The 26,950-nt window shown below is 69.7% G+C and carries 21 protein-coding genes; 10 read left to right on the top strand and 11 right to left on the bottom strand.

Annotated features, from left to right (window positions below; all coding sequences use genetic code 11):
- Positions 1-5: 5 nt before the first annotated feature.
- Positions 6-1,418 (top strand): aldehyde dehydrogenase family protein, encoded by a 1,413-nt coding sequence (locus ABD333_RS43090; RefSeq protein WP_344548453.1) that lies wholly within the window; start codon positions 6-8, stop codon positions 1,416-1,418.
- 71 nt (positions 1,419-1,489) lie between these two features.
- Complete coding sequence (locus tag ABD333_RS43085) at positions 1,490-3,103, top strand: hypothetical protein (RefSeq protein ID WP_344548452.1); 1,614 nt, start codon at positions 1,490-1,492, stop codon at positions 3,101-3,103.
- A 105-nt stretch (positions 3,104-3,208) separates the two neighbouring features.
- On the opposite strand, the gene ABD333_RS43080 is transcribed toward ABD333_RS43085, so the two are convergent.
- Together ABD333_RS43080 and ABD333_RS43075 are read right to left on the bottom strand one after the other, a co-directional pair.
- Complete coding sequence (locus ABD333_RS43080) at positions 3,209-3,409, bottom strand: hypothetical protein (RefSeq protein WP_344548451.1); 201 nt, start codon at positions 3,407-3,409, stop codon at positions 3,209-3,211.
- 171 nt (positions 3,410-3,580) lie between these two features.
- The gene (locus ABD333_RS43075; RefSeq protein ID WP_344548450.1) at positions 3,581-4,321 is read right to left on the bottom strand and encodes a GbsR/MarR family transcriptional regulator; all 741 of its coding nucleotides are present in this window, start codon (positions 4,319-4,321) and stop codon (positions 3,581-3,583) included.
- Between the two features lie 218 nt (positions 4,322-4,539).
- Between ABD333_RS43075 and ABD333_RS43070 the strand changes: the two genes are divergently transcribed.
- The 4 genes from ABD333_RS43070 to ABD333_RS43055 all read left to right on the top strand — a co-directional run bounded on the left by ABD333_RS43070 (position 4,540) and on the right by ABD333_RS43055 (position 8,155).
- Positions 4,540-5,199, top strand: a complete 660-nt coding sequence (locus ABD333_RS43070) for a DUF4097 family beta strand repeat-containing protein (RefSeq protein WP_344548449.1) — start codon at positions 4,540-4,542, stop codon at positions 5,197-5,199.
- A 37-nt stretch (positions 5,200-5,236) separates the two neighbouring features.
- The gene (locus ABD333_RS43065) at positions 5,237-6,172 is read left to right on the top strand and encodes an ATP-binding cassette domain-containing protein (protein WP_344548448.1); all 936 of its coding nucleotides are present in this window, start codon (positions 5,237-5,239) and stop codon (positions 6,170-6,172) included.
- Positions 6,172-6,948, top strand: a complete 777-nt coding sequence (locus ABD333_RS43060; RefSeq protein WP_344548447.1) for an ABC transporter permease — start codon at positions 6,172-6,174, stop codon at positions 6,946-6,948. Before ABD333_RS43065 ends, ABD333_RS43060 begins: the two co-directional genes overlap by 1 nt.
- 211 nt (positions 6,949-7,159) lie before the next feature.
- Positions 7,160-8,155, top strand: coding sequence for an LLM class flavin-dependent oxidoreductase (locus ABD333_RS43055; RefSeq protein ID WP_344548446.1), 996 nt, complete (start codon positions 7,160-7,162; stop codon positions 8,153-8,155).
- Positions 8,156-8,195: 40 nt separating this feature from the next.
- On the opposite strand, the gene ABD333_RS43050 is transcribed toward ABD333_RS43055, so the two are convergent.
- The 3 genes from ABD333_RS43050 to ABD333_RS43040 are packed head-to-tail and all read right to left on the bottom strand — an operon-like array spanning position 8,196 to position 10,832.
- Positions 8,196-9,386 carry a cytochrome P450 gene (locus ABD333_RS43050; RefSeq protein ID WP_344548445.1) on the bottom strand — a complete coding sequence of 397 codons (1,191 nt, stop codon included), beginning with the start codon at positions 9,384-9,386 and terminating at the stop codon, positions 8,196-8,198.
- A 41-nt stretch (positions 9,387-9,427) separates the two neighbouring features.
- A complete protein-coding gene (locus tag ABD333_RS43045) occupies positions 9,428-10,564 on the bottom strand; it encodes a radical SAM protein (protein ID WP_344548443.1) in 1,137 nt (378 codons plus the stop codon).
- Between the two features lie 46 nt (positions 10,565-10,610).
- Complete coding sequence (locus ABD333_RS43040; protein WP_344548442.1) at positions 10,611-10,832, bottom strand: MbtH family protein; 222 nt, start codon at positions 10,830-10,832, stop codon at positions 10,611-10,613.
- 183 nt (positions 10,833-11,015) lie between these two features.
- On the opposite strand from ABD333_RS43040, the gene ABD333_RS43035 reads away from it, so the two are divergent.
- Positions 11,016-12,479, top strand: a complete 1,464-nt coding sequence (locus tag ABD333_RS43035) for a condensation domain-containing protein (protein WP_344548441.1) — start codon at positions 11,016-11,018, stop codon at positions 12,477-12,479.
- Here ABD333_RS43035 and ABD333_RS43030 read toward each other — a convergent pair.
- A complete protein-coding gene (locus ABD333_RS43030; RefSeq protein ID WP_344548440.1) occupies positions 12,426-13,760 on the bottom strand; it encodes an MFS transporter in 1,335 nt (444 codons plus the stop codon). The genes ABD333_RS43035 and ABD333_RS43030 overlap by 54 nt on opposite strands.
- Positions 13,757-15,379, bottom strand: coding sequence for an AMP-binding protein (locus ABD333_RS43025; RefSeq protein ID WP_344548439.1), 1,623 nt, complete (start codon positions 15,377-15,379; stop codon positions 13,757-13,759). The genes ABD333_RS43030 and ABD333_RS43025 overlap by 4 nt, the downstream gene beginning before the upstream one ends.
- Positions 15,380-15,514: 135 nt before the next feature.
- Here ABD333_RS43025 and ABD333_RS43020 point away from each other — a divergent pair, with 135 nt between their 5' ends.
- Positions 15,515-17,356: a non-ribosomal peptide synthetase gene (locus ABD333_RS43020; RefSeq protein ID WP_344548438.1), complete on the top strand. Its 1,842-nt coding sequence runs from the start codon at positions 15,515-15,517 to the stop codon at positions 17,354-17,356.
- Positions 17,349-20,417: a condensation domain-containing protein gene (locus ABD333_RS43015; RefSeq protein WP_344548437.1), complete on the top strand. Its 3,069-nt coding sequence runs from the start codon at positions 17,349-17,351 to the stop codon at positions 20,415-20,417. Before ABD333_RS43020 ends, ABD333_RS43015 begins: the two co-directional genes overlap by 8 nt.
- On the opposite strand, the gene ABD333_RS43010 is transcribed toward ABD333_RS43015, so the two are convergent.
- The 3 genes from ABD333_RS43010 to ABD333_RS43000 form a co-directional block, all read right to left on the bottom strand.
- Positions 20,387-22,060: a carbamoyltransferase N-terminal domain-containing protein gene (locus ABD333_RS43010; RefSeq protein ID WP_344548436.1), complete on the bottom strand. Its 1,674-nt coding sequence runs from the start codon at positions 22,058-22,060 to the stop codon at positions 20,387-20,389. The genes ABD333_RS43015 and ABD333_RS43010 overlap by 31 nt on opposite strands.
- Positions 22,054-23,220: a TylF/MycF/NovP-related O-methyltransferase gene (locus ABD333_RS43005; protein WP_344548435.1), complete on the bottom strand. Its 1,167-nt coding sequence runs from the start codon at positions 23,218-23,220 to the stop codon at positions 22,054-22,056. The genes ABD333_RS43010 and ABD333_RS43005 overlap by 7 nt, the downstream gene beginning before the upstream one ends.
- A 275-nt stretch (positions 23,221-23,495) precedes the next feature.
- A complete protein-coding gene (locus tag ABD333_RS43000) occupies positions 23,496-23,750 on the bottom strand; it encodes a hypothetical protein (RefSeq protein ID WP_344548434.1) in 255 nt (84 codons plus the stop codon).
- Positions 23,751-24,128: 378 nt separating this feature from the next.
- On the opposite strand from ABD333_RS43000, the gene ABD333_RS42995 reads away from it, so the two are divergent.
- Positions 24,129-25,463: an alpha/beta hydrolase family protein gene (locus ABD333_RS42995; protein WP_344548433.1), complete on the top strand. Its 1,335-nt coding sequence runs from the start codon at positions 24,129-24,131 to the stop codon at positions 25,461-25,463.
- Between the two features lie 219 nt (positions 25,464-25,682).
- Here the strand turns inward: ABD333_RS42995 and ABD333_RS42990 are convergent, their stop codons facing one another.
- Positions 25,683-26,885, bottom strand: coding sequence for an erythromycin esterase family protein (locus ABD333_RS42990; RefSeq protein WP_344548432.1), 1,203 nt, complete (start codon positions 26,883-26,885; stop codon positions 25,683-25,685).
- Between the last annotated feature and the right edge of the window lie 65 nt (positions 26,886-26,950).

Genomic DNA, 26,950 nt, shown 5'->3' with positions numbered 1-26,950 from the left:
CGGCAATGACCGGGTTCACCATGACCATCAGCGGCGCGGCGGCGACGGGCGACGGAACGTTCGACGTCGTCGATCCCGCCACAGGCGAGGTCTTCGCGCAGGCCCCGGACTCCGGGAGAGATCAACTGGACGCCGCGATGAACGCCGCGGCCAGGGCCTACCGCCACTGGAAACTCGACGACAGGGCGCGGCGGCGCACCCTCCTCGACACCGCCGTCGTTCTGGAGTCCAACATCGAACGGCTCGCACGGCTGCTCACGTCCGAGCAGGGCAGGCCCCTTCCCGAAGCGCACGCGGAGATCGGCTGGGCCACCGCGTGGCTGCGCTACTACGCCGGCCTGGAGCTCCCGCGCGAGATCGTCCAGGACGACCGGAGCGGCTTCGCCGAAGTGGTACGCCGCCCGGCCGGCGTCGTGGCCGCGATCGTTCCGTGGAACCTGCCGATCATCCTCGCGGTCTGGAAGTTCGCGCCCGCGCTGCTGGCGGGCAACACCGTGGTGCTCAAGCCCTCGCCGTTCACACCGCTGGCCACCCTGGCGATGGGAGAGATGCTGCGCGAGGTCTTCCCGCCCGGCGTGCTGAACATCATCAGCGGGCAGGACCCGCTCGGCGCCTGGATGACGGCGCACTCCACCCCGTGGAAGATCAGCTTCACCGGCTCGGTCGCGACCGGGATGAAGGTCGCCGCCGCCGCGGCCAGGGACCTCAAGCGCGTCACCCTGGAGCTGGGCGGCAACGATCCCGCCATCGTGCTCGAAGACGCCGACCCTGGACGGATCGCCGACGACGTCTTCACAGGCGCGTTCATGAACAACGGCCAGAACTGCATGGTGATCAAACGGGTCTACGTGCACGAGCGACGCCACGCCGAGCTGGTGGAGGCTCTCGCGGAACGCGCGAGGACGGCGCGTGTCGGGAACGGGTTCGACGACGTTCAGCTGGGCCCGATCGCCAATCGCCCGCAGTTCGACCGGGTTTCCGAGCTGGTCACCGACGCCGTCGCACACGGGGCGGTCGCCGCAGCCGGAGGACGGGCACTGGACCGTCCCGGATACTTCTTCGCACCCACCATCTTGACCGGTGTGGCGGACGGCATCCGCATCGTGGACGAGGAGCAGTTCGGACCCGCCCTGCCCGTCATCGCCTACCGCGACCTGGACGACGTCATCGACCGGGCCAACGACACCCCCTACGGCCTGACCGCGTCGGTATGGACGAACGACATCGCAAGAGCGGCGGACGTGGCGTCGCGGCTGGAGTGCGGTCAGGTCACGGTAAACGCCCACGGGAACGGCCTGCGCCCAGACCTTCCGTTCGGAGGCCACAAGCAGAGCGGGATCGGCGTGACCAACGGACCCTGGGGCCTTCACCGCTTTACCGAAATCCAAGTCCTCACCGCCCCGGCGCGGGTCGCGTGAGCCGGTGCCGGATGTGTACGGCTCGTACCATGGCGTCATTGCCGGGACCTATGTGAGGCGAGGCGCTGGTTGTGGCCGTTTCGTGGCAGTGGCTCCGTACGAGACTCCGGCCGGGCGACGCCCGCCGTCGTGTCGACGGCCTGGCCGCCGAGCACGTCGAACGTGATGACCCCGCGGCCGCGCTGGCCCTCCTCCGCGACCACGGGATCGCCGAGGCGGCCGCGGCCGCGCAGGTGGCCGACCTGCTCCTCGCCCGCGACCGGGTGGACGACGCGATCGCCGTGCTCCGCGACTGCGCCGAAAGAGCGGAGTCGCCCGCGGAACGGACCCTGGCCGCCCGCTCGCTGGCGTACGTGCTGGCCGAGCACGGCAGGACCGACGAGCTGCGGGAACGAGCCACGGCCGGTGGTCCGGACGCGGCCGAGCGGCTGGTCATGTGGCTGCTCGAACGGGACCGCGGCACCGACCTGCGCGCCCACGTGTTGTCCGGCGGCGTCTACGTGTCGGACCGGATCATCCTCGCCCTGCGCCACAAGGGATACCGGAAGCTGGCCGACCTCGCCGTCCGGAAACATCCGGACCAGGTCGGCTACGCCTCGGCCGAACCCCTGGTCGCGGAGATGGAACGTCAGGGCCGCTACGGAGAGGCGATCGCCTTGCTTCGCGCCTTCGCCGAGCGGAGCCCCGGCGCGGCGCACCGGCTCGTGGACCTCTGCCGCAGACAGGGTGACGCCGCCGGGGCCGCCGAGGCGTACCGCCTGCAGTCCGGGACGCTGAGCGACTACGGCGTGCGCCACCTGATCGGCCTGTTCCTCGAGAACGGCCGGATGGACGACGCCATGCGCGTTCTCCGGGACCACCCCAACGCGGCCGACCAGTTCACCACGTCCTGCCTGGTCGAGCTGATGATCGTCCGGGACGGCGCGCTGGACGACGCCCTGTCGGTCCTGCGCCGCCGTCCCGAACGGTGGGCGGCGGAACACCTCGCCGACCTCGAGTCCCGGCCGGACCGCATCGAGATCGTCCGCGCGTCTCCCGACGAGGCCGCCGCCATGGTCGACCGGGCCGTCGACGCCGGCGACATCGACAGGGCGCTCGCCCTCCTCCGCGTCCGCGCCGCCGGAGCAGACCCCCGGGCGGCCGAACGGCTGGCGGCACTCCAGCGGGACCGTGCGAACGATCCGAAGCTGCGCTCGATCGACCTGCTGATGAGCACGCTGTACGACCTCCGCGTAGGCCGTGACCTCGGCCCCGTGCCGTACTCCATCCAGGAATGGGAGCGAGGCCGCGTCCCCGACCCCGAGGGAGACGCCGATGCCCGGCTGGCCGCGGCCCTCCGCGACGCCGGTGCCGTACTGGGGATCCCCGGCGGTGAACTGCCGAAGCCCGCGTTCATCAAGACGGTCCAAGACCGCCTTTACACCGAGCTGCATCACCGGATCGACGACGATATGTCGTACGAGGTGCGGGAAACCCCCGGGTACCACTGGGACGTCCGCGATGAGCACGGCATCGGCGCGTACTTCGACGCGTCCGTGAACAGCAGGGGCGAAGTCGAATTCTCGTTCGTCAACGACCGGTACCCCGCGACGCCGGACGGCTGGCGAGCCCTGATGACCGCGGTGAACGCCTTCGGCGGCCACCGCAAGCACATCCATCTCTTCGTCAACCCGTACGCCGACTGATTCGCCCAGCAGGGACCGGACAGAGCCACGTCTGGTGCACCGGCGCCCCACCCGCTCGCGTGAGCGAGTGGGGCCGTCGCCGGGCTCGTCGTGGCGCCGACAGCTCTACAGGAGGCCGGGAATGAGAGCGCCGCCTAGCAGGCCGCCCTTCTTCTTGCCTTCGCTGGGCCCTGGGGGTTGGGCTTGGGACTGTTCAGCCAGGGCGGCCGGGCTGGCGTGGGCCGAGCCGGTAAGAGCGGCCAGGGCCAGCGCGGCAGCAGCCGTGGTGGTGGCTGCGGCCCGGACCACCGTACGGGGGGTGTGCATGAACGCTCCTTCACGGTATGCATTCGGTCGATTACACATTGCCCACGACGAGGGAGGCCAACCGCACCAATACCGCTCACCAAGACGTGCCGGGACGGAACTCGACAGAACGGGGCCACGGCCGATCGCCGACGCTCGGTGTCACTCGCCGAGGCCGGCGACTTCGGCGGCCTAGGCGTGAGGACGCGCGCGGTCGTCCGGGTCGGGTTTGGAGTAGAGGATTTCGCGGGCTTGTTCGGCGGCGCGGGTGATCGACTCGGTGACGAAGTCGAGGTAGCGGGCGATGTTCTCCAGGCGGGTGGCGGCGGGGGTGCCGGGGCCGAGGATGGTGACGCCTTGTTTCGCGGCTTCGACGAGCAGGGCGTTGTCTCGGGCGCTGCGGAGCATCGACTGGTACCAGAGGTCGTCGTCGACGACGTAGCGGTCGCGGCGGCGTTCGGCGCGTTCGCGGCGGATGAGTTCCAGGCTTTCCAGGGCGGTGGTGGCCTTGGAGATGGTCGCCGGGCTGACCTGGAGGCGCTGGGCGAGTTCGGCGGCGGTGAGGCTGCCGGAATCGGTGGTGTAGAGGCAGCCGAGGACGCGGGCCATCATCTTGGGCAGGCCCGAGGTCATGAAGACGGTGGTGAGGGTCTCCTGGTAGTCGTGGACGACCTGGGCGTCGCGTCCGTCCACCTGCGCGGGCGTCTGTGAGCCTTGGGGTGTGCTCTGCCTGCGGCGGTGGGTGCGCTGCTGGGTGGCGCGGTGGGCCAGGTCGGCGCGGTAGCCGGTGGGGCCGCCGTTGCGCATCACCTCACGCGTGATCGTTGAGGTCGGACGTTCCAGGCGGCGGGCGATCTCGGCGTAGGCCAGTCCGTCGGCCAGTCCCGCCGCGATCTGCTGGCGTTCGGACTGGGTGAGCCTGCCTCCCGGCATCGCGGGCCCCCTTTCTGTCGGTGTTGCCTTCACCATAGCGTTAACGTTCATCACGTTGCAACGATCAGGTGCCGGTTGTTGCGTTAAACGTCAAGGCCGTTGCAATGATTTATGCACTCTGAGCTGGGACGATGGTCAGCTTACGCAAAGATCGGGTTGTCAAGATTTGGAATGCAACGTAGCTTTTCCAGTGTTCGAAACAACGCAAGGAGAGCACGATGCAGAAGTTCGACACCCCCGCCCCGATCGCCGCCGTCCTGGACATCCCCGCGGGGCGGGTGCAGTTCCTGGCCGCCGACCGGGCCGACACCGTGGTGGAGGTCCTGCCCGCCAACGCCTCCAAGGGCCGCGACGTCAAGACCGCCGAGCAGACCACGGTCGAGTACGCCGACGGCGTGCTGCGGATCGCGGCCCCGGCCGGCCAGATCTTCGGCCCGTCGGGATCGGTCGAGGTGACCGTCAAGCTGCCCGCCGGCTCGACGGTCGAGGCCAAGGCCGCCGCCGCCGAACTGCGGGGCGTCGGCCGCCTCGGCGACGTCGCCTTCGACGGTGCGTACCGCCAGATCAAGCTGGACGAGGTCGCGAGCGTCCGCCTCACCGCGACCGACGGCGATGTCGAGATCGGCCGCCTGGGCGGTCCCGCGGAGATCAGCACCCAGCGGGGCGACATCCGCATCGCCGAGGCCAGGCGCGGCACGGTCGTGCTCAGCACCCTGTCCGGCGACATCTCGGTCGCCGCCGCCTCCGGTGTCTCGGCCTCCCTGGACGCCGGCACCTCCTACGGCCGCATCACCAACGACCTCAAGAACGACGGGGCCGCCGAGCTCGACATCCAGGCCACCACCTCGCACGGCGACATCGCCGCCCGCAGCCTCTGACCCGCATCCTCTGACCCCCTGCCAAGGAGCCCCCACCATGACCACCCTTGCCATCGCAGCGAACGGGCTGCGCAAGTCCTACGGCGACAAGGTCGTGCTCGACGGCGTCGACCTGGCCGTCCCCGAAGCAACGATCTTCTCCCTGCTCGGCCCGAACGGGGCGGGCAAGACCACCACCGTCCAGATCCTGTCCACCCTGATCGGCGCCGACGCGGGCACGGTCCAGGTCGCCGGCCATGACCTGGCCCGCAAGCCCGACGACGTGCGCGGCGCGATCGGCGTCACCGGGCAGTACTCGGCCGTCGACAAGCTGCTCACCGGCGAGGAGAACCTGCTCCTCATGGCCGACCTGAAGCACCTGTCCCGCCGCGACGGCAAGCGCAAGGCCGCCGAACTGCTGGAACGCTTCGACCTGGTCGACGCCGCCCGCAAGCCCGCCCAGACCTACTCGGGCGGCATGCAGCGCCGGCTCGACCTGGCGATGACCCTGGTGGGCGACCCGCGCTTGATCTTCCTGGACGAGCCGACCACCGGCCTGGACCCGCGCAGCCGCCGCTCCATGTGGCAGATCGTCCGCGAACTCGTCGCCGGCGGCGTCACCATCTTCCTCACCACCCAGTACCTCGAAGAAGCCGACGAACTCGCCGACCGCATCGCCGTCCTCGACCACGGACGCCTGATCGCCGAGGGCACCGCCGAAGAACTCAAGCGGCTCATCCCCGGCGGCCACGTCACCCTGCGGTTCGCCGACGAACACGCCGTCCAGGCCGCGCTGCGCGCACTCGGCACGGGCTTCCTGAACGGCGACGCGCTCAGCCTGCAGGTCCCCAGCGACGGCAGCGTCCGATCACTGCGGCAGCTGCTCACCCGCCTGGACGACCAGGCCATCGACGTCGAGGAGATGTCGGTGCACACCCCCGATCTCGACGACGTCTTCCTCACCCTCACCGGCAACCCCAAGGACGCAGCCTGATGAGCACCCTCACCCTCGCCATGCGCGACAACTCCACCATGATCCGCCGTCAGCTCAAGCGCCTGCTGCGCTACCCGTCCATGACCGTGCAGCTGATCGCGACCCCCGTCGTCATCCTGATCGTGTTCGTCTACGTCTTCGGCGGCGCCCTCGGGCAAGGACTCGGCGGCGGCGGCCGCGACGCCTACGTCAACTACGTCGTCCCCGGCATCCTGCTCATGGCCGTGGCCACCGCCGCGACCGGCACCGCGGTCATGGTCGCCACCGACATGACCGAGGGCATCATCGCCCGCTTCCGCACCATGCGCATCTCCCGCGCCTCGGTCCTGACCGGCCACGTCGTCGGCAGCGTCATCCAGCAGCTGCTCGGCATGGCCGCCGTCATCGGCATCGCCTTCGCGCTCGGCTTCCGCCCCAACGCCACCGCCGTCGAATGGCTCGCCTTCACCGGCCTGCTCACCCTGTTCATCGTGGCCATCACCTGGCTGGCGGTCGCCCTCGGCATGAAGTCCCCCACCCCCGAGTCCGCCAGCAACGCCCCCATGCCCCTGATCCTGCTGCCCTTTCTGGGTAGCGGCTTCGTCCCCACCGACTCCATGCCCACCGTCCTGCGCTGGTTCGCCGAATACCAGCCCTTCACCCCGGTCATGGAAACCATCCGAGGCCTCCTGCTCGGCACCCCCATCGGCAACAGCGGGGCCACCGCCACCGCCTGGTGCGCCGGCATCGCCGTCGCCTCCTACCTGTGGGCCAAGCACACCTTCAACAAGGCCTGACCATGAACGGGCCGTCCAGGGCCGTCAGACCACCCGGTCTGACGGCCCTGAACCATTTCCGCCCACCACACCGAACGCCCGACCGGCTTCTCACCCGCTCGGCACGCCCAGGGCAGGGTCGGCCGGTGCGACAATCTCGGAAGTGGGAAGTTGTTTCCGTCCAGTCATGTGGCGGCGAGGTACATGCTCGGCCTGACGGATTCGCGGTCCGATGACCGGTGAGCTGCGCATGCTGGCCGCGGTGCCCCGGGTCGCGGACCCCGCGCGGTCCGCCGAGGCGGCGTGGTGCGTCACGCGCTGGTGCGACGAATTCGACTTCGACGGCATTCTGCTGTTCACCGGCGCCGGCGCGGTGCTCGATCCCTGGGTGGGCGCGGCGGCGATCATCTCCGCCTCTCGCCGGCTGGTGCCCATGGTCGCGGTGAACCCGCTGTACACGCATCCCTTCGCGGCGGCACGGTCGATCATGTCGATCGGGCAGCTGCATGGTCGGCGGGTGTCGCTGAACCTGATCACGGGGACGGCGCTGAGCGAGCTGCGCTCGGTCGGTGACACGCTGGAGCACGGCGAGCGCTACGTCCGGCTGCGGGAGTACGTCGAGTTGCTGCTGCGCTTGCTGGACGGGGAGCCGGTTACCTGGCGCGGCAGGTTCTACCGCGCCGCTGACCTGCAGCTGGCTCCGGCGGTGGCGCCTGAGCTGCGACCGTGGCTGTACCTCGCCGGTGCCTCGGATGACGCCCGGCGCACGGCGGAAGCGCTGGGAGCCACCCTGATGGGGATGTTCCCGCCCGCGTTGCGGGACGTTCCGGAGGGGCTGGGCGCGGTGAACGTCGGCATCATCGCCAGGGAGACGCCGGACGAGGCGGACGCGGCGGCACGCGAGTACTTCCCCGAGGAGCAGGAGCCGCTCGGCCGGGAAATGCTGCGGCTGACCATGGCGAACACCGACTCGGTGTGGAAGCAGCGCCTCTTCAAGACCGAGAGAGCCGACGCCGACCCGGCGGTGCGGATGGATCCCTTTCACTCGTTCCAAGCCGGGTGCCCTTATCTGGTGGGGAGCTACGACACGGTCGTCGCGCAGCTGGCCGAGGTGGCGAGGGAAGGCGTGCACACCTTCGTGCTGACCACGCCGACCACGCGGGTGGAGTACGAGCACCTGGCCGTCGTCATGCAACGCCTGCGCTCGCGGCCACCGCATCGGCAGTAGTGGCCCTCCCCAGCGGCCTCACCGTGGTGTCACCGCGGCCTCACCGTGGTGTCAGGCGCACCGGAAGGCTCGTCAGGCCGAGCGTGAAGTTGGACGCGTTGCACCGCGGCGCACCGGTCAGCTCGATACGGGCCACCCGGGCGGCCAGCTCCGTGAGGTACACCTCAAGCTCGTGCCGCGCCAGCCGGGCTCCGATGCAGCGGTGCCGGCCTCCGCCGAACGCGACGTGCCGGTTCGGTGAGCGGGTCACGTCGAAGCGGTCCGGATCTGGGAAGACGTCGGCGTCGCGGTTGGCCGACACGTTCCAGAGGGTCACCCGCGCACCGTCCGCGATCGGCACGCCCCCGATGTCCGCCGGACGGGTCGCCGTGCGCAGCACGTGCACGGCCGGCGTCGTCCAGCGCAGCACCTCCTCGGTCGCCGAGCCGGCCACCTCGGCGCCGCCGTCCACCAGAAGCCGCCACTGGTCGGGCCGCTCGGCCAGCGCGAGGGTCCCGCCGGCGGCGGCGTACCGGGTGGTCTCGTTCGCTCCGGCGAGCACGCCGTGGCAGTTGTAGACGACCTCCTCCTCGGTCAGCGGCCGCTGCCGGCAGGGCACGGCGGTGTCGCGCAGGTCGTGCGTGATGCGGCTGATGTAGTCGTCGCCGGGGCGCTTGCGCCGCTCGGCGACGAGGTCGCTGAAGTAGAGGAAGATCTCGCTGTGCGCGGCCGACCGCGCGTCCTCGCTCGGGCCTTCGAACGCCGCGGTGGTCACCCCGCCGATCCATCGCCAGTCCGCGGGCGGCAGGCCCATCAGCGAGCAAATCACGCTGTTGGGGATCTCGCCCGCGAGGGGCACCAGATCAATCTCACCGGCGGCCAGCGCCGTGTCGAGCGCCGCGCCGACCGTCTGCCGGACCAGCCGGTCAAGGCGGGGCATCTCGGCGGACCGGAAGGACTTGCCCAGCACCCGTTTGAGATGGGTGTGGTCAGGCGGATCGGAGACGATGAGCATGCGCTGCGCCACGGCGCCGACCGCGTCGGGCTGGTCACCGAGCCGCATGCCCTGGCCGGAGACGAACGTCTCGTGGCGGGCGTAGACGCTCAGCACGTCGCTGTGCCGGGTCACCGCCCAGAATCCGCCCTCCGCGTCGGCGTGCCAGTGCACCGGGTCGTTCTCCCGCAGCCAGGCGAGGTCGGACCAGAACGTGCCATCGGCGAACCGGCTCGGGTCGGTCAGGTCGACTCGCATGTCAGGTACTCCCCCACGACGGCCCGGCACCGCCACAGCGATCACGCCGGGCTTGGGTCCGGCTTTTCCTTTCTGTCCTGATACCAGACGGCCATGCGTCCATCCGCGCCGATCACGGCGGACGGCGGCAACGTCCAGGTCGGATTCCAGCGTCGCCGGTCCTCGACGGAATACGCGGTCCGAAGGAGCAGTCGTTTGCCCTCGTCGTCGCGTCCGATGACGGCGCCCTCGGTGAGCACCACCTTTCCGATGTCCGTGAGGAGTGCGGGCTTGGGCTTGGTCCGGCCGGAGAGCCTGCCGGAGGTGGTGAGCGTCCGGTGGAGCTCCAGCAACTCGTCCACCGTGGTCCGGTGGTGCTCCATGCCGCGCATGGGCGCCGCGTGGAACATGTAGTGCGGCTCGATGCGGTGCGCACGCAAAGCCTCGTAGAGCTCCGCGAGCGTGTCGCCGTCGTCGTTCACGCCTGCCAGGACGGGGTGCTGGTTGTAGAGGGTGGCCCCGGCGTCCCTGATCGCATTGAGCGCATCGGTCGTCTCCGGCCAGAACTCCACGGGATGATTGGCGTGGAGGCCGATCTCGACGCGAATCGGATCAGCGTCTCGGATGATGGCGAGGAACGTGTCGTTCACGCGGGATGGGGCCTGGAACGGCATGCGGGTGCCGATCCGGATCGTCGTCACGTTCGGGGCATGCGCCTTCAACTCGTCGACGAGCAGCCGCAGCAGCTTCGGTGTCACGAGCGGGTCGCCGCCCGTGACCAGCACCTCGGTGATGTCGGAGCGAAGCGCCGGGGAGCCGGCGTATCGCGCGACGCTCTCCAGCTCGGTCGGCGAGAGATCAGCGACCTCGTAGTTCGCACGGATGCACCACCGGCAGTGCGCCGCGCACCTGATGGTCGGCTCCACCAGCAGGGTCCGGCGGTAGAGCCGCTCCACTCCGCGCAGGTGCGGTCCGTCCTGCGGTTGCGGTCCGTCCGCCCCGGGGGCCATCACGGCCTCGTAGTGACGTGAGGACTGATGCCTCAACACCACCACTTCCTGCGGATCCCGCTGGTATTGCAGCGCGAGCGCTTTGTACTCCGGCGCGCCATACCCTGACGTCGCCGCGACTTCGGCCATCTTCTCTTTGAGGAAGGGCGAAATGATCTCCTGGAATTCGCCGCGGATCAGTCCGGCCACAGCAGATCCCCCTCTTCACGTCCCCGACCCGTGCGTCAGCGGGGAACTAGCGCCCCATGGCCTCGCGCAAGGTACGTGGCCGCATGTCCGTCCACACTTCGTCGATGTGCGAAAGGCAGGCTTGCTTCGAGCCGCGGAACCCGGCGGCACGCCAGCCGTCGGGTGACGGTAGGGCCGCCGGCCAGATGGAGTACTGCTCCTCGTCATTCATGACGACGTCGTAGGTGGTGGTCGCTTCGGCGGTGGTTTCCTCGGCGGCGCCGGCCACGGAGTCCCCTTAGCACATCGATGATCGATTTACCATCCTGACCCCAAACTACTATGAATGTCGCCGTCCTGCTCCGAGGCGGCGCCCGACCGCGACCGTTCCCGGCGTGTGTAACACTGAAGCTCGCTGCCCCGGTACGAGACCCTGCCGAGGGGGACACCGCGTGTCCAAAGGAGATCCGAGATGACGCGCGTGGCTTCCGACCGCGCCGTTCCACTCGCGCCGTGCCAGGAGTGGTATCTCGAATACGTGCGAAGCCACGCCCACCTGCCGCCCGGCAACGCGCTGGACAACACCGTCATGGCCTTACGGGTCAAAGGCCGGCTCAGCGAAACGGCGTTCGAGGAGACCTCGGAACGGATCAGCCGGCGGCACGAGGCCCTCCGGCTCGCCGTGAGCACCCGTGGCGCGGACGTTGAGCAGATCATCACGTCCCGGAGCGCGGCGGCCGACGTCGTCGACGTCACCGCCGCGGCGGACCCCGCCGCCGAGGCCGTGCGGCGCATCAACGCCGAGCAGACCACGCGCATCGACCTGGAGCACGACCCGGTGTTCCAGACACGGCTGGTGCGGATCGGCCCCGACGACCATCTACTGATGGTGAAGCTGCACCATTTCGTCATCGATCCCCCGGCGTACGGCATCGTCCTGCGCGAACTGGGTGCGGGCCTCGCCGGTCACGCGGGCCTCGCCGGTCATGCGGGCCTCGCGGGTCACGGCGCCGAGCACCTCGGGCCGGCGCCATCGTTCCGGACGTTCGCCGAGGAGCGGCGCCGCTGGATGTCAGGCCCGACGCTCGATCGGCACCTCGACTTCTGGTTCGAGCAGTTGTCGGACGTGGCGCCGCGCGTGATGCCCAGCGACGTGCCCCGCGGACAGGTCGGGCGCTACCGGCAGGGCCATCTGGCGTTCGAGCTTCCCGAAGAGGCCGGCCGTGCGCTCGCGGCCCTCTGCGCCCAGCGCCACGTGACGACCTATATGGCGCTGCTGGCCGCGTACCAGATCCTCCTGCTGCTGTGGACGCCGGCGGCACGGTCGCGCGAGGTGATCGTCGCATCGCCGTTCGGCGGTCATGTCGAACCCGATGAGCAGGGGCTCGTCGCCAACCTCCTGACCCGGGTGTTCATCCGGGCCGATCTCGCGGGCGACCCGACGTTCGCGGAGGTCCTCGATCGGGCGCGGGACGCGTCGTTGCGGGCGTACGACCATCGCGGCGTGCCGTTCCGGGCGATGGTCGAGCGGCTGCGTCCGGGCTGGGACTGGTCGGTGCCGTTCGACGCCAAGGCGTTCTACCACGGCAATCTCGACCTCGTTCAGCGCGGGTCGCCGGTCCGGATGCCCGGCCTGTCCGTTACCCGGATCCCGCTCGACCGCATGACGCGCCACTTCGTTCTTCCCGACGACGATGGCGTGCGTCGGCTGTGGCAGAACCAGAATCCCGCGGTGAACCTGGCCCAGTGGGGCGACCTGATCGGTGGTGAGGTGGTCTACAACGCCGAGACCTTCGGTTCCGCCCGCATGCAGGCGCTGGCCGACGACTTCCTCGCCATCTGCGCCACCTGCTTCGCGGACCCGTCGACGAGGCTCTCGGCGCTACGGCTGCCCTCCGCGGGTGTCGTCGAGGACGGGCACTGCGTCCCCGCCTGACTCCTGGGCGAGCCCCGGCAGGAACGTCACGGCCGCCAGAACCGCCATGATGCCGGTGATACAGCCGACCGTGGCGAGGGCACCCAGCGAGTCCAGCAGCACACCGAAGAGGGCCGGGCCAAGGAAGGCCCCGGAATTGGCTATCTGGAGCGTCGCGCTCGTAACCCGGCCCTGCATGTCGTCGGGGGCGTGGGTGAGGATGTAGCCGAAAAGGATCGCGTTGAGCGAGGGCCCCAGAAGCATCGGCGCCGCGGTGGCGATCCCGATCAGGTACGGAGTCGGCGCGACCAGCATCGCGGCGATCGCCACGGTGGCCGTGCACGCGAAGAGCTGCACGATCGCCCGCGAACGCAGTTTGCGCTGAACGAGCGGGATGAGCAGCGCACCGATCAGTCCGGCGACTCCGACGATGGCGTACATGACGCCCAGCTCGGCACCGGACGCGCCGCGCCACAGGGCCAGCACCGTGGCCACCAGGTGGATGGCACTGAAGATCACACCCGCGGCGGCCAGCCAGAGCGTGAAGGTGCGCAGGAACGGCTCGCGCCACACCCACGACAACCCTCGCCTGACCTCCGGTATCAGGCCTTGCTGGCGCGGTCGCCGGTCACGGGACAGCGGGTCGAGCCGCGCCCTGATCATCGTGATGGCCGCGAACGAGAGCAGGTAGGAGATGGCGTCGGCGGCGAACGGGGCCACGCGGTGCCAGGCGAACAGGAAGCCGCCCAGCGGCAACCCGACCACGTTGGCGATCTGGCCGCGTATCTGATTGCGGGCGATCCCCTCTTTCAGCTGCGCGGCCGGCACCACCTGCCGCACCGCCGGAGTCTCGGCCGGGCCGAAGAAGACGCCGAACACGGCCTCGCAGACGGCGACCGCGATGAGATGCGCGTAGGTGAGGTGGTCGGCGACGATCGCGATGGCGACGCTGCCGAGCGCGATGGCGCGGCCGGCGTCGCAGATCAGCATCACCACGCGGTTGCTCCACCGGTCCACCAGCACCCCGGCGAAGAGCTGCAGGGAATAGATCACGATGAAGCGGACGGTGGCGATGATGCCCGCCTTCGCCGCGGAGCCCGTGACGGCGAGTACCAGCAGCGGCAACGCGGTCTGGGATATCTGCACACCGAGGTGGGAGACGGCCTGCCCGACCCAGAGGAGCACGAAGTCACGGTTGCGGTGCAGAGGCGGGAGGACCTGCGGTGCCTGTGGTGCGGCAGGGCCGACCTGGTCGCCGGGGTCGGCCCGGTCGCCGGGGTCGGCCTGGTCGCCGGCGTTCACCGCGATATGACTCCGATCGAACTCAGCAATCGTCGCCGGTCGACCTTGCCGTAGCCCGTGGTGGGGAAGGCATCGACGCGTTGGATCATCGAGGGCACCAGGTAGTCGGGCAGCCGCCGGCGCAGCGAGTCGGCCAGCTCGCCCGTGTCGACGTCACCGACCACGAAGGCGACGAGGAACCGCGACATGGACTCGCTGCCCGCGGCCACCACGGTCGCCTGCCGGACACCGGGCAGCCGGCTGAGCGCCACCTCCACCTCACCGAGCTCCACCCGGTATCCCCGGATCTTGACCTGGTCGTCGTTGCGCCCCAGGAAGTGCAGAACGCCGTCCGCGTCGCGCGTGACGAGGTCACCCGTTCGGTACATGCGCCCACCTGGCAGCGCCGGATCGGGCACGAACTTCTCCGCGGTGAGCCCGGGACGCCGAAGGTAGGTGGCGCCGGCCGCCATCCCGCCGATCAGCAACTCGCCGGCATCAGGGGCCGGATCACCGGCTGCCGGGGTGAGGGGTTCCAGGGTCGCGGTCACCGAGCTGATTGGCCGCCCGATGGGAGGTAGATCCGGCCACTCCTCCGATGCCGTGCCGAGATGGTGGGCGGTGACGACATGCGTTTCCGTGGTGCCGTATTGATTGGTCAGCACGCACCGCGGCATCCTGGCGAACATCTCCCGGATGTCCGGTGAGCACCGCAGCGGCTCGCCGCAGACGATCACCTCGGTGAGCCGGGCCTGTGCCAGACGCTCCTGCGGCGGCAGGAACAGCGCCAGGATCTGCAGGGCCACGAACGGGATGAACAGGCGTTCAATACCGGAATCAAGGATGAGCCGCCACAGCCGCTCGGGGTCGGACTTCACCTCGTCCGCGACGACGACCAGGTGCCCTCCCGTGCCGAACGTCGTCAGCAACTCCTGGTAGGAGACGTCCACCGAAAGCGGCGCGAAGTGCGCGGTCCGCGTTCCCCTCGTCGCGCGGCTGTCGCCGATCTGCCACGACACCAGGTTCTCCAGCGACCAGTACGGCAGGGCGATGGCCTTGGGGCGGCCGGTCGAGCCCGAGGTGTAGACCAGGTAGCAGAGATCCGGGCGCAACGGCGCGTCGGCGGCGGGTCCTGCCACCGCGTCGGCCGGCCCGTCGCCGCCGACGGCTCGAAGCGCCGGCAGATGCGAGAGGTCCTCAGGGACCGCCGATGCGCCGTCGGTCACCATGAGCCCGACGGCTCCGTCGTCGGCCATCATGGCCAGCCGGTCGACGGGGTAAGTGCGGTCCAGCGGGACGCAGACAGCGCCGAGCCTGAACAGCGCCACCATCGTCAGCACACTTTCGGCACTGCGCGAGCCGTACAGTCCGACCGACTGGCCGGGCCGGACACCGGCAGCCGCCAATCGGGCCGCCAGCGCCGCCGAGTGTTTCCACATATCGCCATATGTCAGCGTGTGCGGGCCATCGCTGAGCGCCAATGCCTGTGGGTGTCGATGGACGACCGTGTCGAGTCGCGTCAGCAATGCGTCACGGGCTTCCCGCCACGTGGAAGTGGGTCGCACAGCCGTCTCCGTTCCCCGGGCACACCATGACACGTTCCTCCCTACAACACGGCGTGCCTCCTCACAACACGGCATGTGTGCTGGTAACCGAAGCCGGTTGCTTCCCTGGCCACGGCGCCAACGGTGTCGGTACCTGACGTCGCACGCCGTGCGGTATCCGGCGGCCTTGTGCGAGGATTGACATAGCTGGGTCAGCGGAGGTAATTCGCGATGCATGTCGAAGCCGCACACGGAAGGGCTCTCGATCGCTTCGCTCGGCAGGTGCGGACTCGCCCTGACGAATGCGCCGTCCGGTTCGCGGACCGTGCGTTCTCGTACCGCCAAATTGATCAAGCGTCGACGGCCGTCGCGGCATATCTGCTTCGTCATGGGGCCGGTCCCGAACGGGTCGTCGGAGCGGTCACGCGCCGCTCGCCCGAAGCCGTTACCGCCATGCTCGCCGTGCTGAGGACCGGCGCGGCCTACCTACCGGTGCCGGCCGACGCATCCGCGGCCGATCAAGCCGCACTGCTGCGGGACGGCGGCGCAGCGATGACGCTGGCGGAGGAGGACATCACGCCGGCACTGGCGCCCACAGCCAGCGACACCCGCGATACCGGCGGCGGCGACATTGGCGGCGGCAGCGGCGGCGGCAGCGGCGGCGGCAGCGGCGGCGGCGGCGGGCGTCTGGCAGACGCGCCGGACCCGGAGGCCACCGCCTATGTGATCCGGACGTCCGGCTCCACCGGTACGGCAAAGCCGGTAGCGGTCCCGTACCGCAGCATGGACAACCTGGCCGCGATGCAGCCGGCCGTGCTCGGTGTCGACCGCCCGATGCGGATCCTGACGCAGACGCCGCTCACCTTCGATGTCTGGATCTCCGACGTGCTGCTGGCGCTGTGCACGGGCTCGACCCTGTACATCAGCGACGGCCGGGACCCCGACCACATCGTCGACCTCGTCCGCCGGCACGGGATCGAGCTGATGCAGGCCGTGCCGGCCCTGCTCGCCAGCCTGCCGCCCGCGCACCTGCCCACGCTGACGACGGTCATCAGCGGCGGCGATCTCGTCTCGCAGGCCGTTCTCCGCCGATTCGCCGGTCCCGGACGGCGGTACGTCAACGTGTTCGGGACCACGGAGGCAGGGGTGTTCGTCACCGCGGCGCCGCTGACGCCCGACGGCGACGGCACGTTCATCGGCCATCCGGTCCCCGGCTGCCGCGTCGAGATCCTGGACGAGGACCTGCGCAGAGTGCCTCCGGGCGAGGTCGGCGAGATCTGCGTCGCCGGCACGGTTCTCGCCCGGGGATACGTCGGCCGTCCCGGCGCCACCGCCGAGTCGTTCGTGCCCGACCCCTGGGCGGAGGTCCCCGGTGAGCGGATGTACCGAACGGGTGATCTCGGCCGGCGGCGGGAGGACGGCGGCATCGAGTTCCGCGGCCGGCGCGACAGCCTCGTGAAGATCCGCGGTCTGCGTGTCCACCTGGCGGAGGTCGAGTCGATCCTCGCGACACAGCCCGGCGTCCGCGAGTGCGCCGTCGCGGTGCACGAGATCAGCGCGGACGACCACCGGCTCGTCGCCTACGTCTGCGGCTCCGACGATGCGCGGCTGAACGCCGACGCGTTGCGCGCGGCGCTCCGTGACCGGTTGCCCGAGTACGCGGTGCCGGCGCACGTGGTCCGGCTTCCGGCGCTCCCCACGACCTCGAACGGCAAGATCGATCGTGCCGCGCTGCCCGGACCCGCCGGCGGTGCCGCAGCCGGCCCCGGCCGCGACGACGAGCCCCGCACACCGACGGAGAGAACGGTCGCCCAGGTGTGGTGCGAGGTCCTCCAGGTGCCGTCCGCGAGCCGGTTCGACGACTTCTTCGAGCTGGGCGGGCACTCCGTGCTGGTCACCCGTGCCGTCAGCCGGTTTCGCCAGGTGCTGGACCAGACACTGCCGGTCGGCCTGATCTTCCGCGCCCGGATCCTGCACGAGCTCGCCAGCGCGATCGACGAGCGCACGAGCACCGGCGGGGGCAGGCCGCTGCCACCGATCAGGCCGCTCGGAAAGGAAGCCCCGGATGACTGAGGTCCGCCTGCCGACGTCGTTCGCCCAGGAGCGGTTGTGGTTGGTCGACCAGGTGGACCCCGGAAGTGCCTACTACAACATGGCCAACGGGATGCGGTTGCGCGGAGAGCTGGACCTGACGGCGCTGCAGCGGGCGCTCGACACGATCGTCGCGCGGCACGAGGCCCTGCGCACCACGTTCGACTCCCACCAGGGCCGACCCGTGCAGGTGGTCGGGCCGCCGTTCAGCATCGCGATCGACGTGGACGACCTGAGCGCGCTCGACGCCGCCGGCCGGTCACGGGCGGTACGAGAGGCGGCCGAGCGGGAGGCGGGCAAGCCCGTCGACCTCCGCAGGGGCCCGATGCTGTGGTGCCGCCTGCTGCGGTTGGACGAGACCGACCACGTACTCGTGCTGACGTTCCACAACATCGTCATGGACGCGTGGTCCACGGTGAACTTCCACCGTGAATTCGCCCATTGCTACGAGGCCGCGACCCGCGGCGAGCCTCCCGCCCTGCCGGAGCTGCCGGTGCAGTACACCGATTTCGCGGTATGGCAGCGTGAGACCTTCACCGAGGAGGTGCTCGCCGGTCAGCTCGACTACTGGCGCACGCAGCTGTCCGGCGCCCCGCCGGCCTTGGAGCTGCCCGCTGACCGCGTACGACCGGCGCATATGACGCACGCGGCGGCGGCGTATCCGCTCCGGCTCCCCGACGAGCCCGTGCGCCGGGTACGGAAGGTGGCCCGTGCCGAAGGCGCCACCATGCACATGACACTGCTGGCGGCCCTGGCCGTGACGCTGTCGAGGTATTCCGGAACGGACGACCTGATGATCGGCACGCCGGTCAGCAACCGGCCCGACGCCGCACTGGAGCCGCTCATCGGCTGCTTCCTGAACACCCTGGTCCTGCGGGTCGACCTGGGCGGGTCGCCGACGTTCCGGCAGGTGGTGGGGCGCGCCCGGGAGACGACCATCGACGCGCTGGCCAACCAGGACCTGTCGTTCGCGCAGGTCGTCGCGGCGGTCGGGGCCGAACGGGAGGCGAACAGGTTCCCGCTGACGTCCGTCTCGTTCCAGGTGCTCGACGGCCGGCGGTGGCGGGCACTCGATCACCCGGAGCTGCCCGGCCTGGTCACGACCGCCGAGAACGTCTTCTGCAAGACCCGTTTCGACCTGGAGTTCCAGCTCCTGGAGCGGCCGGACGGGACGATCGACGGCGAGCTCATCGCCAGCACGGAACTGTTCGAAGACGCCACCGTGGACCGCGTCATCGAGGACTTCGGCGACGTCGTCGAGGCCGTGGCCGCCGCGCCCGACCAGCCGCTCACGGAAGTCGTCGGCCGGTTGGCCGGTGACCGGCGTACCTTTGCCGCGGCCACGGCGACGCGCGCCTCGTCCTATACGCCGCGGTTTCCCACGCTGCGTTCCGCCGTCGAGCACTGGTCCCGTGAACGGCCGGACGCTGTAGCCGTCATGCAACCGGGCACTTTCGCGGACGCGTCCCTGACCTACCGCGACCTGGCCGACGAAGCGGCCCGTTTGACGGCCGTCCTGGAGAGCTTGCCCGCTGGCGGCGACCACGTCGTCACAGTCGAATGCCCGGCCGCACCGGGCGTGGTCTCCGGAGCGCTCGCCATCATCGAGGATGGCGGAACCGCGCTCTGGTCACCGGCGCCAACCGGAAACTCCGGACACCTCCTCCGGCCAGGACACGCGATCAACGAACTGGCCGTCACCGACCACGCCAGGCTCGAAGACGCCAGGGCCGACGACGCTGGGGCCGTCAAGGCCAGGGCCGACGACACCGGGGCCGACGACACCGGGGCCGGGGCCGACGACGCCAGGACCGATGATGGCGGGGCCGACGACACCAGGGCTGGGGCCGAGGACACCGGGGCCGTGGCGGATGACGCCGGGGGCGGCAGGGCCGGGGGCGATGACGCCGGGTGCGATGGCGCTGGGTGCGATGGCGCTGGGGGCGCGAGTCGGGCCTTCGGGGGCGTGGCGTTTGCGGTACCCGTCGGTGAAGGCACCGTGCAACTCACGGATGGGGCGCTGGCGACGGGCGTTGGGGCGGGTGTCGCCGAACTGCCCGCCGAGCCCGGCCGAGTCTGGGCGCTGCTCGACCCCATCCAGACCGAGGTCGGCCTGCTGGCCGTCTACGCCGCGCTGATCAGCGGCGAGCGGCTGGTCGCGGTGCCGCCCGCCCTGCAGCGGTCTCCGGAGCTGGTGGAGGATCTACTGGCCGGGGAACAGGCGATCTGCCTCATCGCGCGTGCTTCCACCCTGTCCCGGTTCGACACCGCGATCGGTGGGCTCGGCCGGCTGCCGGTCACGACGGTGGTGCTGTGGGACGACGATCCGGCCGCCGCTGACGCGTTGGCGGGCGGCGACCAGGACGGCGGGCGGGCACCGCATCTGCTCGCGATCTGGCCGACGGTGGAGGTGCCGTGGGGGTTGTCTCGCCGCCCGCAGGCGGCCGGCGGGCCGCCGGCCTATCGAGCGGGCCCCGGGGTGGCCCCGCTGGTTCTGACGGAGTCCCTGGAACGTTGCCCGGTGCTGGCCGTGGGCGACCTGTACCTGAGCGCGGATCACCTGAACGTCGGCTACTACGGCGATTCCACGGCTACCGTCCGGCGGCCCGATCCGTTCATGCCTGCCGGCGCCTGGATGCTGGCCACCGGACGGTCTGCGCGGCTGCTGCCCGACGGCAGAGTGCGGCTTACGACGGGCGGTGCCGGTGAGGAAGCCCGATCCGCCTCGGCACCGGCGGCGCAGTCACCGAGCGACACGGACGCGGCGCCGGCCGCCCTGCAACGGCTCGTGACCGACGTGTGGGGAGAGGTGCTGGGCATTCGGGACGTCGACCCGGAGACCAGCTTCTTCGCTCTCGGCGGCCACTCGCTGCTCGCCGCGCAGGTGGTCGCCCGCCTCCGTTCCGCGCTCGGCTGGGATGTGCCGCTGGCCGCCGTCTTCAAGGCGCCGACCGTACGCGGTCTCACCGCGTTGCTGGCCGCCATCGACCCGGGGCGTCCGGGGCCGGATGATCACCCCGACGGTGCGTCCGGGGCCTTGTAGAGCGTTCCGTCCGCCCACAACAGGCGGACGCCTCCCCAGGAAGCCGCGGACGGCAGGTCCGGAAAGAAGCCCTGGCCGGGTCCGTTGGCGCTGGTGTTGCACAGCAGCGGGACGCCGGTGCGGCGGTGATACGCGTTGAGGACGCGGGCGATGGGGGGGTTCTGCCGGTCGTTGACCGTCTGCAGGCGAGCGGTGCCGTCGAGGTGCGTTATGGCGGGCACCTTGTCGATCCACTGCGGCCGTACCCGGTGCTCGAACAGCATGTAGGGGTCGGGAGTACCCGGGTCGAACACCTCGGGCGCGTACCGCTCCAGGCAGATGGGAGCCACCGGCCGGTAGTGCTCGCGTTTCTTGATCGCGTTGAGCCGACTCTTCATCGCCGGGTCGACCGCCGGCGCGATGATGCTGCGGTTGCCGAGCGCCCGGGGGCCGAGTTCGGCGCGGCCGGTCAGCACGGCCACCGGTTCGCCGTGCCGATACAGCAGCTCGGCGAGGGCCTCTTCGTCGCAGGCCCGCGCGTTCCATCCGGGAGGGCACGGCTGGGCGCCGAGCTGTGGACCGGCGTACACCTGCCAATCCAACGCCGCATGGCGGCCGGCGCGGAACATCTCGCAGCACGCGGTCCCGATCGCCGCTCCCGAATCGTTGGGGAACGGTGGCACCCAGACGTCGGCGAACATACCGCTTCCGCGCACAGCGGCGTTCCATTTGATGTTGAGGGCACAGCCACCGCCGAGGCACAGGTTGGGTGTGCCACCGATTTTGCGGAGGCTCTCTCGCAATGCGCCGAGCAACAGTTCACCGATGTACGCCTGGAAGGTGGCGATGAGGTCCGCGTCGGTCAGTCCAGCGAACATGTCGTCGCGCCTGGCGAGCACCCCCTCCCCGAACCGGGCGGCGGCGGTCCAGGTGAGGTCGTTCAGCTCGTCGAGGAGGGTGTCGAAGCCGGCGAACGCGTCCGGTTCGACCGTGCCCAATGCGGCGTACGCCATTGCTTTGCCCGGGACCTCCAGAAGCGTACGGTGCTTCTCCTCGTCGTCCATCCCGTCCCAGTCACGGCGGAACGGTGCCAGGCGGGCGCAGAAGTCGGAGAACATATTGCCGAGCAGAGGGAACTGTGGTCCCAGGTCCGTCACGGATCGGTCGGAGGCCGAAACGGAGAAGAGCCGGGGAAGCATACCGCCGTCCCAGACGAGCACCAACGAGTCCTCACCGCGTTCCGCGAACGGGCTGGTGCAGTACGAGCCGAACACATGGTTGCTCGCATGGAAATAGCTGGTGTAAGTGCCCCGGGGCGACAACGCTGGATTGTCGAAACGATAGGGCGTCAGAGCGCTCACCCTGGTCGAGGGCGGCTGGTAATCGGCGACCCGCAGCTCGACCCGGCTTCCCGCGCGGGAGGTCGCCACCGATACAGGCGCGCCCGGCGCGGCACCGAACCAGCCATCGACGACGAAAGCGTCCACATCCATGGGGCTGATGCCCTCGGATTTGAGGATCAAATCCAGGTTGTCCAGGCAGCCGAGGGTGCTGTGCCGGACGTTGCCGCCCAGCTTCTCCATTTCGACGCTGAAGCGCAGCACGCCGCCGTCGACCACGGCGACGCCACCGTCGTGCGTCACCTTGATGCCGCAGATCACCATGGGCTCGCCCCGATTCCCATCGACTCAGGCGACCATCGACGACCGTTGCCGGTGTAGGCGACCTTGCGGATGACGGCTTGGTGGCCGGTGGTCTGGATCGCCCACTCCCCCTTGTCGGCGAAGTATTCGTCGACGGCCCGCTTGATTCCGGGGCACGAGTAGCTGCCGTAGTCGTCGAAGACCATGACTCCTCCGCTGACGAGCCGGGGATAGAAATAACGGCAGCAGTCCAGGGCCGATCCGTACACGTCGGTATCGACATGCACGAAGCAGAATGCCTCCTGCATCTCGGTGGCGGACTCGGGGAAGACACCCGGCACGAGGACGACATTTTTCTGGCCTTCGAACAATCGCTCGACAACGGCCAGTTCCGTTTCGGCGAAGTCGTTGGTCTGATGCAGATCGTCGGTGGGCGAGTGCGCCGGGATGCCGGTGAAGGTGTCGAACAAGTACAGCTTTCGGGCGCCCACCGCCTCTGCGATGAGCTTGGCCGAGCCGCCCCGGAAGACACCGACTTCGGCAGCGGCGCCCGGCAGGTCACGGACCGATTGGGCGTACTGGAACAAATGGAAGCACCGGTCGATGCTGATCAGCGTGTGCGCGACGACGCGTTCATATGCCGCCATGAACCCGCCGTCGCGTTCCCAGACCGGACGTCCCAGCACGGCCGAGGCGTCGAAGCCGAACGTGGCGGCGAGCCGATCGAGGAAACGCCGCTCCGCCAACCGGCACTCCCCCTTGTCGAACCGGCGCAGAACACGCCGGGGAACACCGGCCCGGCGGCCCATCTCATCCGTTCCCAGGCCGGTCTCGCTCCGGATGTGGCGCATGCAGTTGACGAGCTGGTGATTGACATTGACGTGGCGGCGGCCAAGACGAAACCAGCCCGATCCGCGAGGCGGAGCGACCACGGATCGCTTGAGGACATCACGCTCCCTCCGCAGCTCGGCGTTCTCGGCCCGCAACCGCGCCAGCTCCGCACGCTCGTCGACCTTCAACCCCGCCGCCTCGACCCGGTCAGCCTTCACCCGGTGATGCAGCGTCCGCGCGACGATTCCCAGAACCCGGGCCACCAGGGCGACCGGCTTGTCAGTCGACCGCACGATCCGAACCGCTCCCTCCCGGAACGCCGCATCGTACTTTCGGCGCCCTTCCGGCATGGCATCTCCTTATGGGCGAGGCGTGGGCGGTGATGTGCCGCCTCAACGTCCGTCATGTAGAAGACGTGGCACCCGGCACGCGCACGAACCGCCACCGGCCTAGCCGGTCGCGCCACTTTTGACACGTACTCCACCCGACCCAGCATCGCCGACGCACCGACGCGCCGCCAGGTCGTCATCCGCCAGGGCGGCCAGCATCGCGGCGTACGCGGCAAGCCCAGCGCTGGCCTACGTGGCGTCTGGCGATGGACCACGGGTTCCGCCGACGGCCATGGCTATTGCGCTTGAGAAGGCACGCAAGCCCGGTCACAAGCCTGCCAACACCTCGGTACCGAGATCGAGGAATCCGGCCGACCAAATACCGGCCGGCCAGGTGCGGTACCCCATGGGTGCGGGTGGAGCGGAATACCTGCAAGCATGATCTCGCCTGTACAGCCGTCGATCACTTCAGGGTGGTGCTGGACGGTGGTGAGTCGGTGCTTGATCATGCTGGTCAGGTAGTCCAGGTCGGCGGCCAGCAAGTTGGTCATGGAGCGCTTGAGTACCGCCCACACGTCTCGGTGGGGTTGAGTTCGGGAGCGTAGGCCGGCCGGTAGAACATCGTCAGCCAGTCGCCGCCGCGCAGGCTCACCCGCGGCCGGTGTCCCCGGCGGCTCCAGGAGCGTCCGCGCGGCGGACTGAGTCCCTGGCCGGTCTCGTCCTCGAAACAGATCCAGGCGCCCAGGTCGTCTGAGGCCGCGGGTGAGGAGCCGGACCGTGACCTGGCGCTGCCGATCGTCTGCCGGGGGATGATTGTTGTCGAGCGGACGACCTCGCCCCTAGGAGACGGCTCGGGGATGTCCCCGGTTCTACCCCGAGATCGCGTATAACGCCTGTTCACACCGCCAACGGGCTGCGAATGTCGGGAAATGATCTCTCAACCTCCGGCCGACGAGGCGCGTCCTCCGGTGCCCTCCGGCTCGAAGCGGCCACCCGTTCTCAAACGCCGATCCGTTGTGGCGACGGCCGGCACGGCGAGCGTGCTCCTCGCCATCACGGGGACGGCCGCGGCGACCGGCCATATGCCCACCCGCACCGAGACCGCGAAGGTCGTGCACGGTCCCACCGCGCAGGCCGCCCAGCGGCAAACTGTGCGGTTGTCCCTGCCGGCGCCGACCGGTCCGCGGCGGATTGGAACGACGTCCCTGCATCTGATCGACCGTGCCCGTCAGGACCCGTGGACGTCGCCCGCGCGGCGCGAGCTGATGATCAGTCTGTGGTACCCGACCCTGAGCGCCGATGCGCACCGCCGCGTCCCGTGGCTCACACGGGCGGCGGCGTCGCAGTACCTGACGCAGGCCGGCAGGGACCTCCAGACGCCGTTGGACAAGGTCGTCCTCCCAGTGACGCATGCGGGCCACGGCGCACCCGTCCACGCGCGCGGCCGCGGTAATCCGGTGGTGCTCTTCTCCCCCGGCTACGGTTCGATGCGCGCACAGGGCACCGCCCTGGTCGAGGACCTCGCCAGCCGCGGATATGTGGTCGTCACCATCGACCACACCTACGACTCCCAACTCGTGGAGTTCCCTCACGGCAGGCTGGAACTGAGCCGGAAACCGGCCCAGCCGACCCCGAAGGACATAGCCAAGGCGTTGAAGGCCCGGCTGGACGACACCAAGTTCGTCATGGACCAACTCGCGGCCCTGAACGCGGGACGCAATCCCGACGCCGGCCGGCGTCGGCTGCCGCGCGGCCTCAAGGGCTCCCTCGATCTATCGAAGATCGGGATGTTCGGTCACTCGCTGGGCGGCGCGACGGCCGCGGACACGATGGCGGAGGATTCGCGGATCCTCGCGGGGGCCGACCTGGACGGCTCCATTCCGGGCGCCGTCGCCGACACCGGCCTTGACCGTCCTTTCCTGCTGATGAGCAACGCCACCCATGGGCGTTACAACGATCCGACCTGGGAGCAGTTCTGGTCGAACCTGCGCGGCTGGCGCCGTGAACTGCTCCTGCGTGACTCCGGCCACCAGACCTACACCGACCTGTCCCCGATGGCGCAGCAACTGATGCGGGCACTCCCGATCCCGCCCCAGGTCGCCGCCCGTCTGACCGAATCGATCGGCACGATCGACGCCGGCCGGGCCGTCGCCGCCCAACGCGCCTACCTGGGCGCCTTCTTCGACCTCCACCTGCGCCACCACGACAACCGCCTGTTGTCCGGACCGTCCCCGCACTATCCCGAGATCCAGTTCGTGCCGTGACCGGGTGCCTTGAACGGACGTAACCGCATCGGCGGGGTCATCCTGCTTGAACAGGTACTCGGCGCGTTCGAGGAGAGGCGGCCGCGGCCGGTGTGGGGACACCGGTCGACGGCCGCGCACGTGCGGGCCGGCGGTCGGCCCGGAACAGCGGTCCTGAGGTGCGGGCGCCACACCACCAGACCGTCCACTCACCCAACCGCCATCACCAAATAGCCCTGGTTAGCTCGTCAGGGCGTCCTTAACGAACACGATCCCGTCATGGCGGGCCACGTGGGCTGGGTCCAGCGGGGAGTAGCCGAACCAAGGGGACTCGCGGGGAGCGAGCGTCAGGTTGGCGAGGGTGGCGGTCAGTCGGTGGGTGTCGATGACGTAGTGGTTTTCTGGAAGCGCGTACAGGAGTCCTTCGAGGGTGTCGGCGGGTGGGGTGTCCACGCCGTGGTGGCGGAGCGTACCGATGGCGGTGGCCAGGAAGGCGTACTCCTTGCCTAGGCGAGCGTTCACGATTGCGCCGGCGCTCCACCACTCCACGGGCAGGTCGCCCAAGCGCATCGTGCTTTTGTTTCGCTGGAGATGCCCGTTGTGTGCGTGGACCAACGTTGGGCCCTGCTCGGCCACGGCGAGGAGGTTGTCGGCCATCATCGAATCCCGCTGGCCTACCAACCGCGCCAGGCGGCCAGGCGAGGTGTCGGCCATCCAGAAGTGGTAGCGCAGCAAGCCGATGGCGGTGCGCGCGTACAGCTGTGCCCGGTGCCAGTCGTCCTGAGGGGTCTCGGTCATCAGGTGCGGCGTCTGCGCGTGGAGCAGCGCGGCCAGGTCGTCGGCAAGCAGCCGTAGTTCGCTGGCCTCGGCCGACCGTCCCACGGACTGGGACGGGTCCATCGTCGCGGCGGGATTGGCCCACTTGTCGTCGGCGCCGAGCAGGCGGTCGAGCGTTTCCGTGGTGCACGGAAGCAGGTCGGCGTCCACCTGAGCGGCGAGGTAGCCGTGGAGCCCGGTGAGGGCCTGCCGGGGGCTCGCGGCCTCGGTGATCTCCAGCGGGCCGTCGAAGCCGGCGAAGCGCACTCGCTCTGACCTGGTCCGGCCGTCGTTGTACGCGCGCATCCAGCGCACGAGCTCGCGGTTGGCGGTGAACGCGCCCCACCCGTGGCTGATCCCGCGTTCCATGACCTCGTCGAGGCTGCCTGTGCCGGAGGTGACGTAGTCGTCCACGATCAAGCCCATCATGCAGTCGCTCTCGATCGCGATCGATCGGTAGCCCTCCTGCTCGACAAGCTGCCGGAAGAGCTCGTTGCGCAGGTCGAGCAGCGTGCCGTCGCCGTGCGTGGGCTCGCCCAGTGCGAGCAACCGCGGCCGGGCGGGCAGCAGCCCCATGACGGCGGTGGCGTCGACGGTCTGGGCGATGTCCTTGATGTCGGTGGCCATGCCTTAAACGGTATCGTTGAACTTTCGTTTGAAGCTTTGTCGGAGTAGCGCGCGGGAGTAGGGCA

It is taken from the genome of Actinomadura fulvescens (assembly GCF_039533225.1).
GTDB lineage: Bacteria > Actinomycetota > Actinomycetes > Streptosporangiales > Streptosporangiaceae > Spirillospora > Spirillospora fulvescens.
This window is presented reverse-complemented; position numbering and strand designations above follow the sequence as displayed.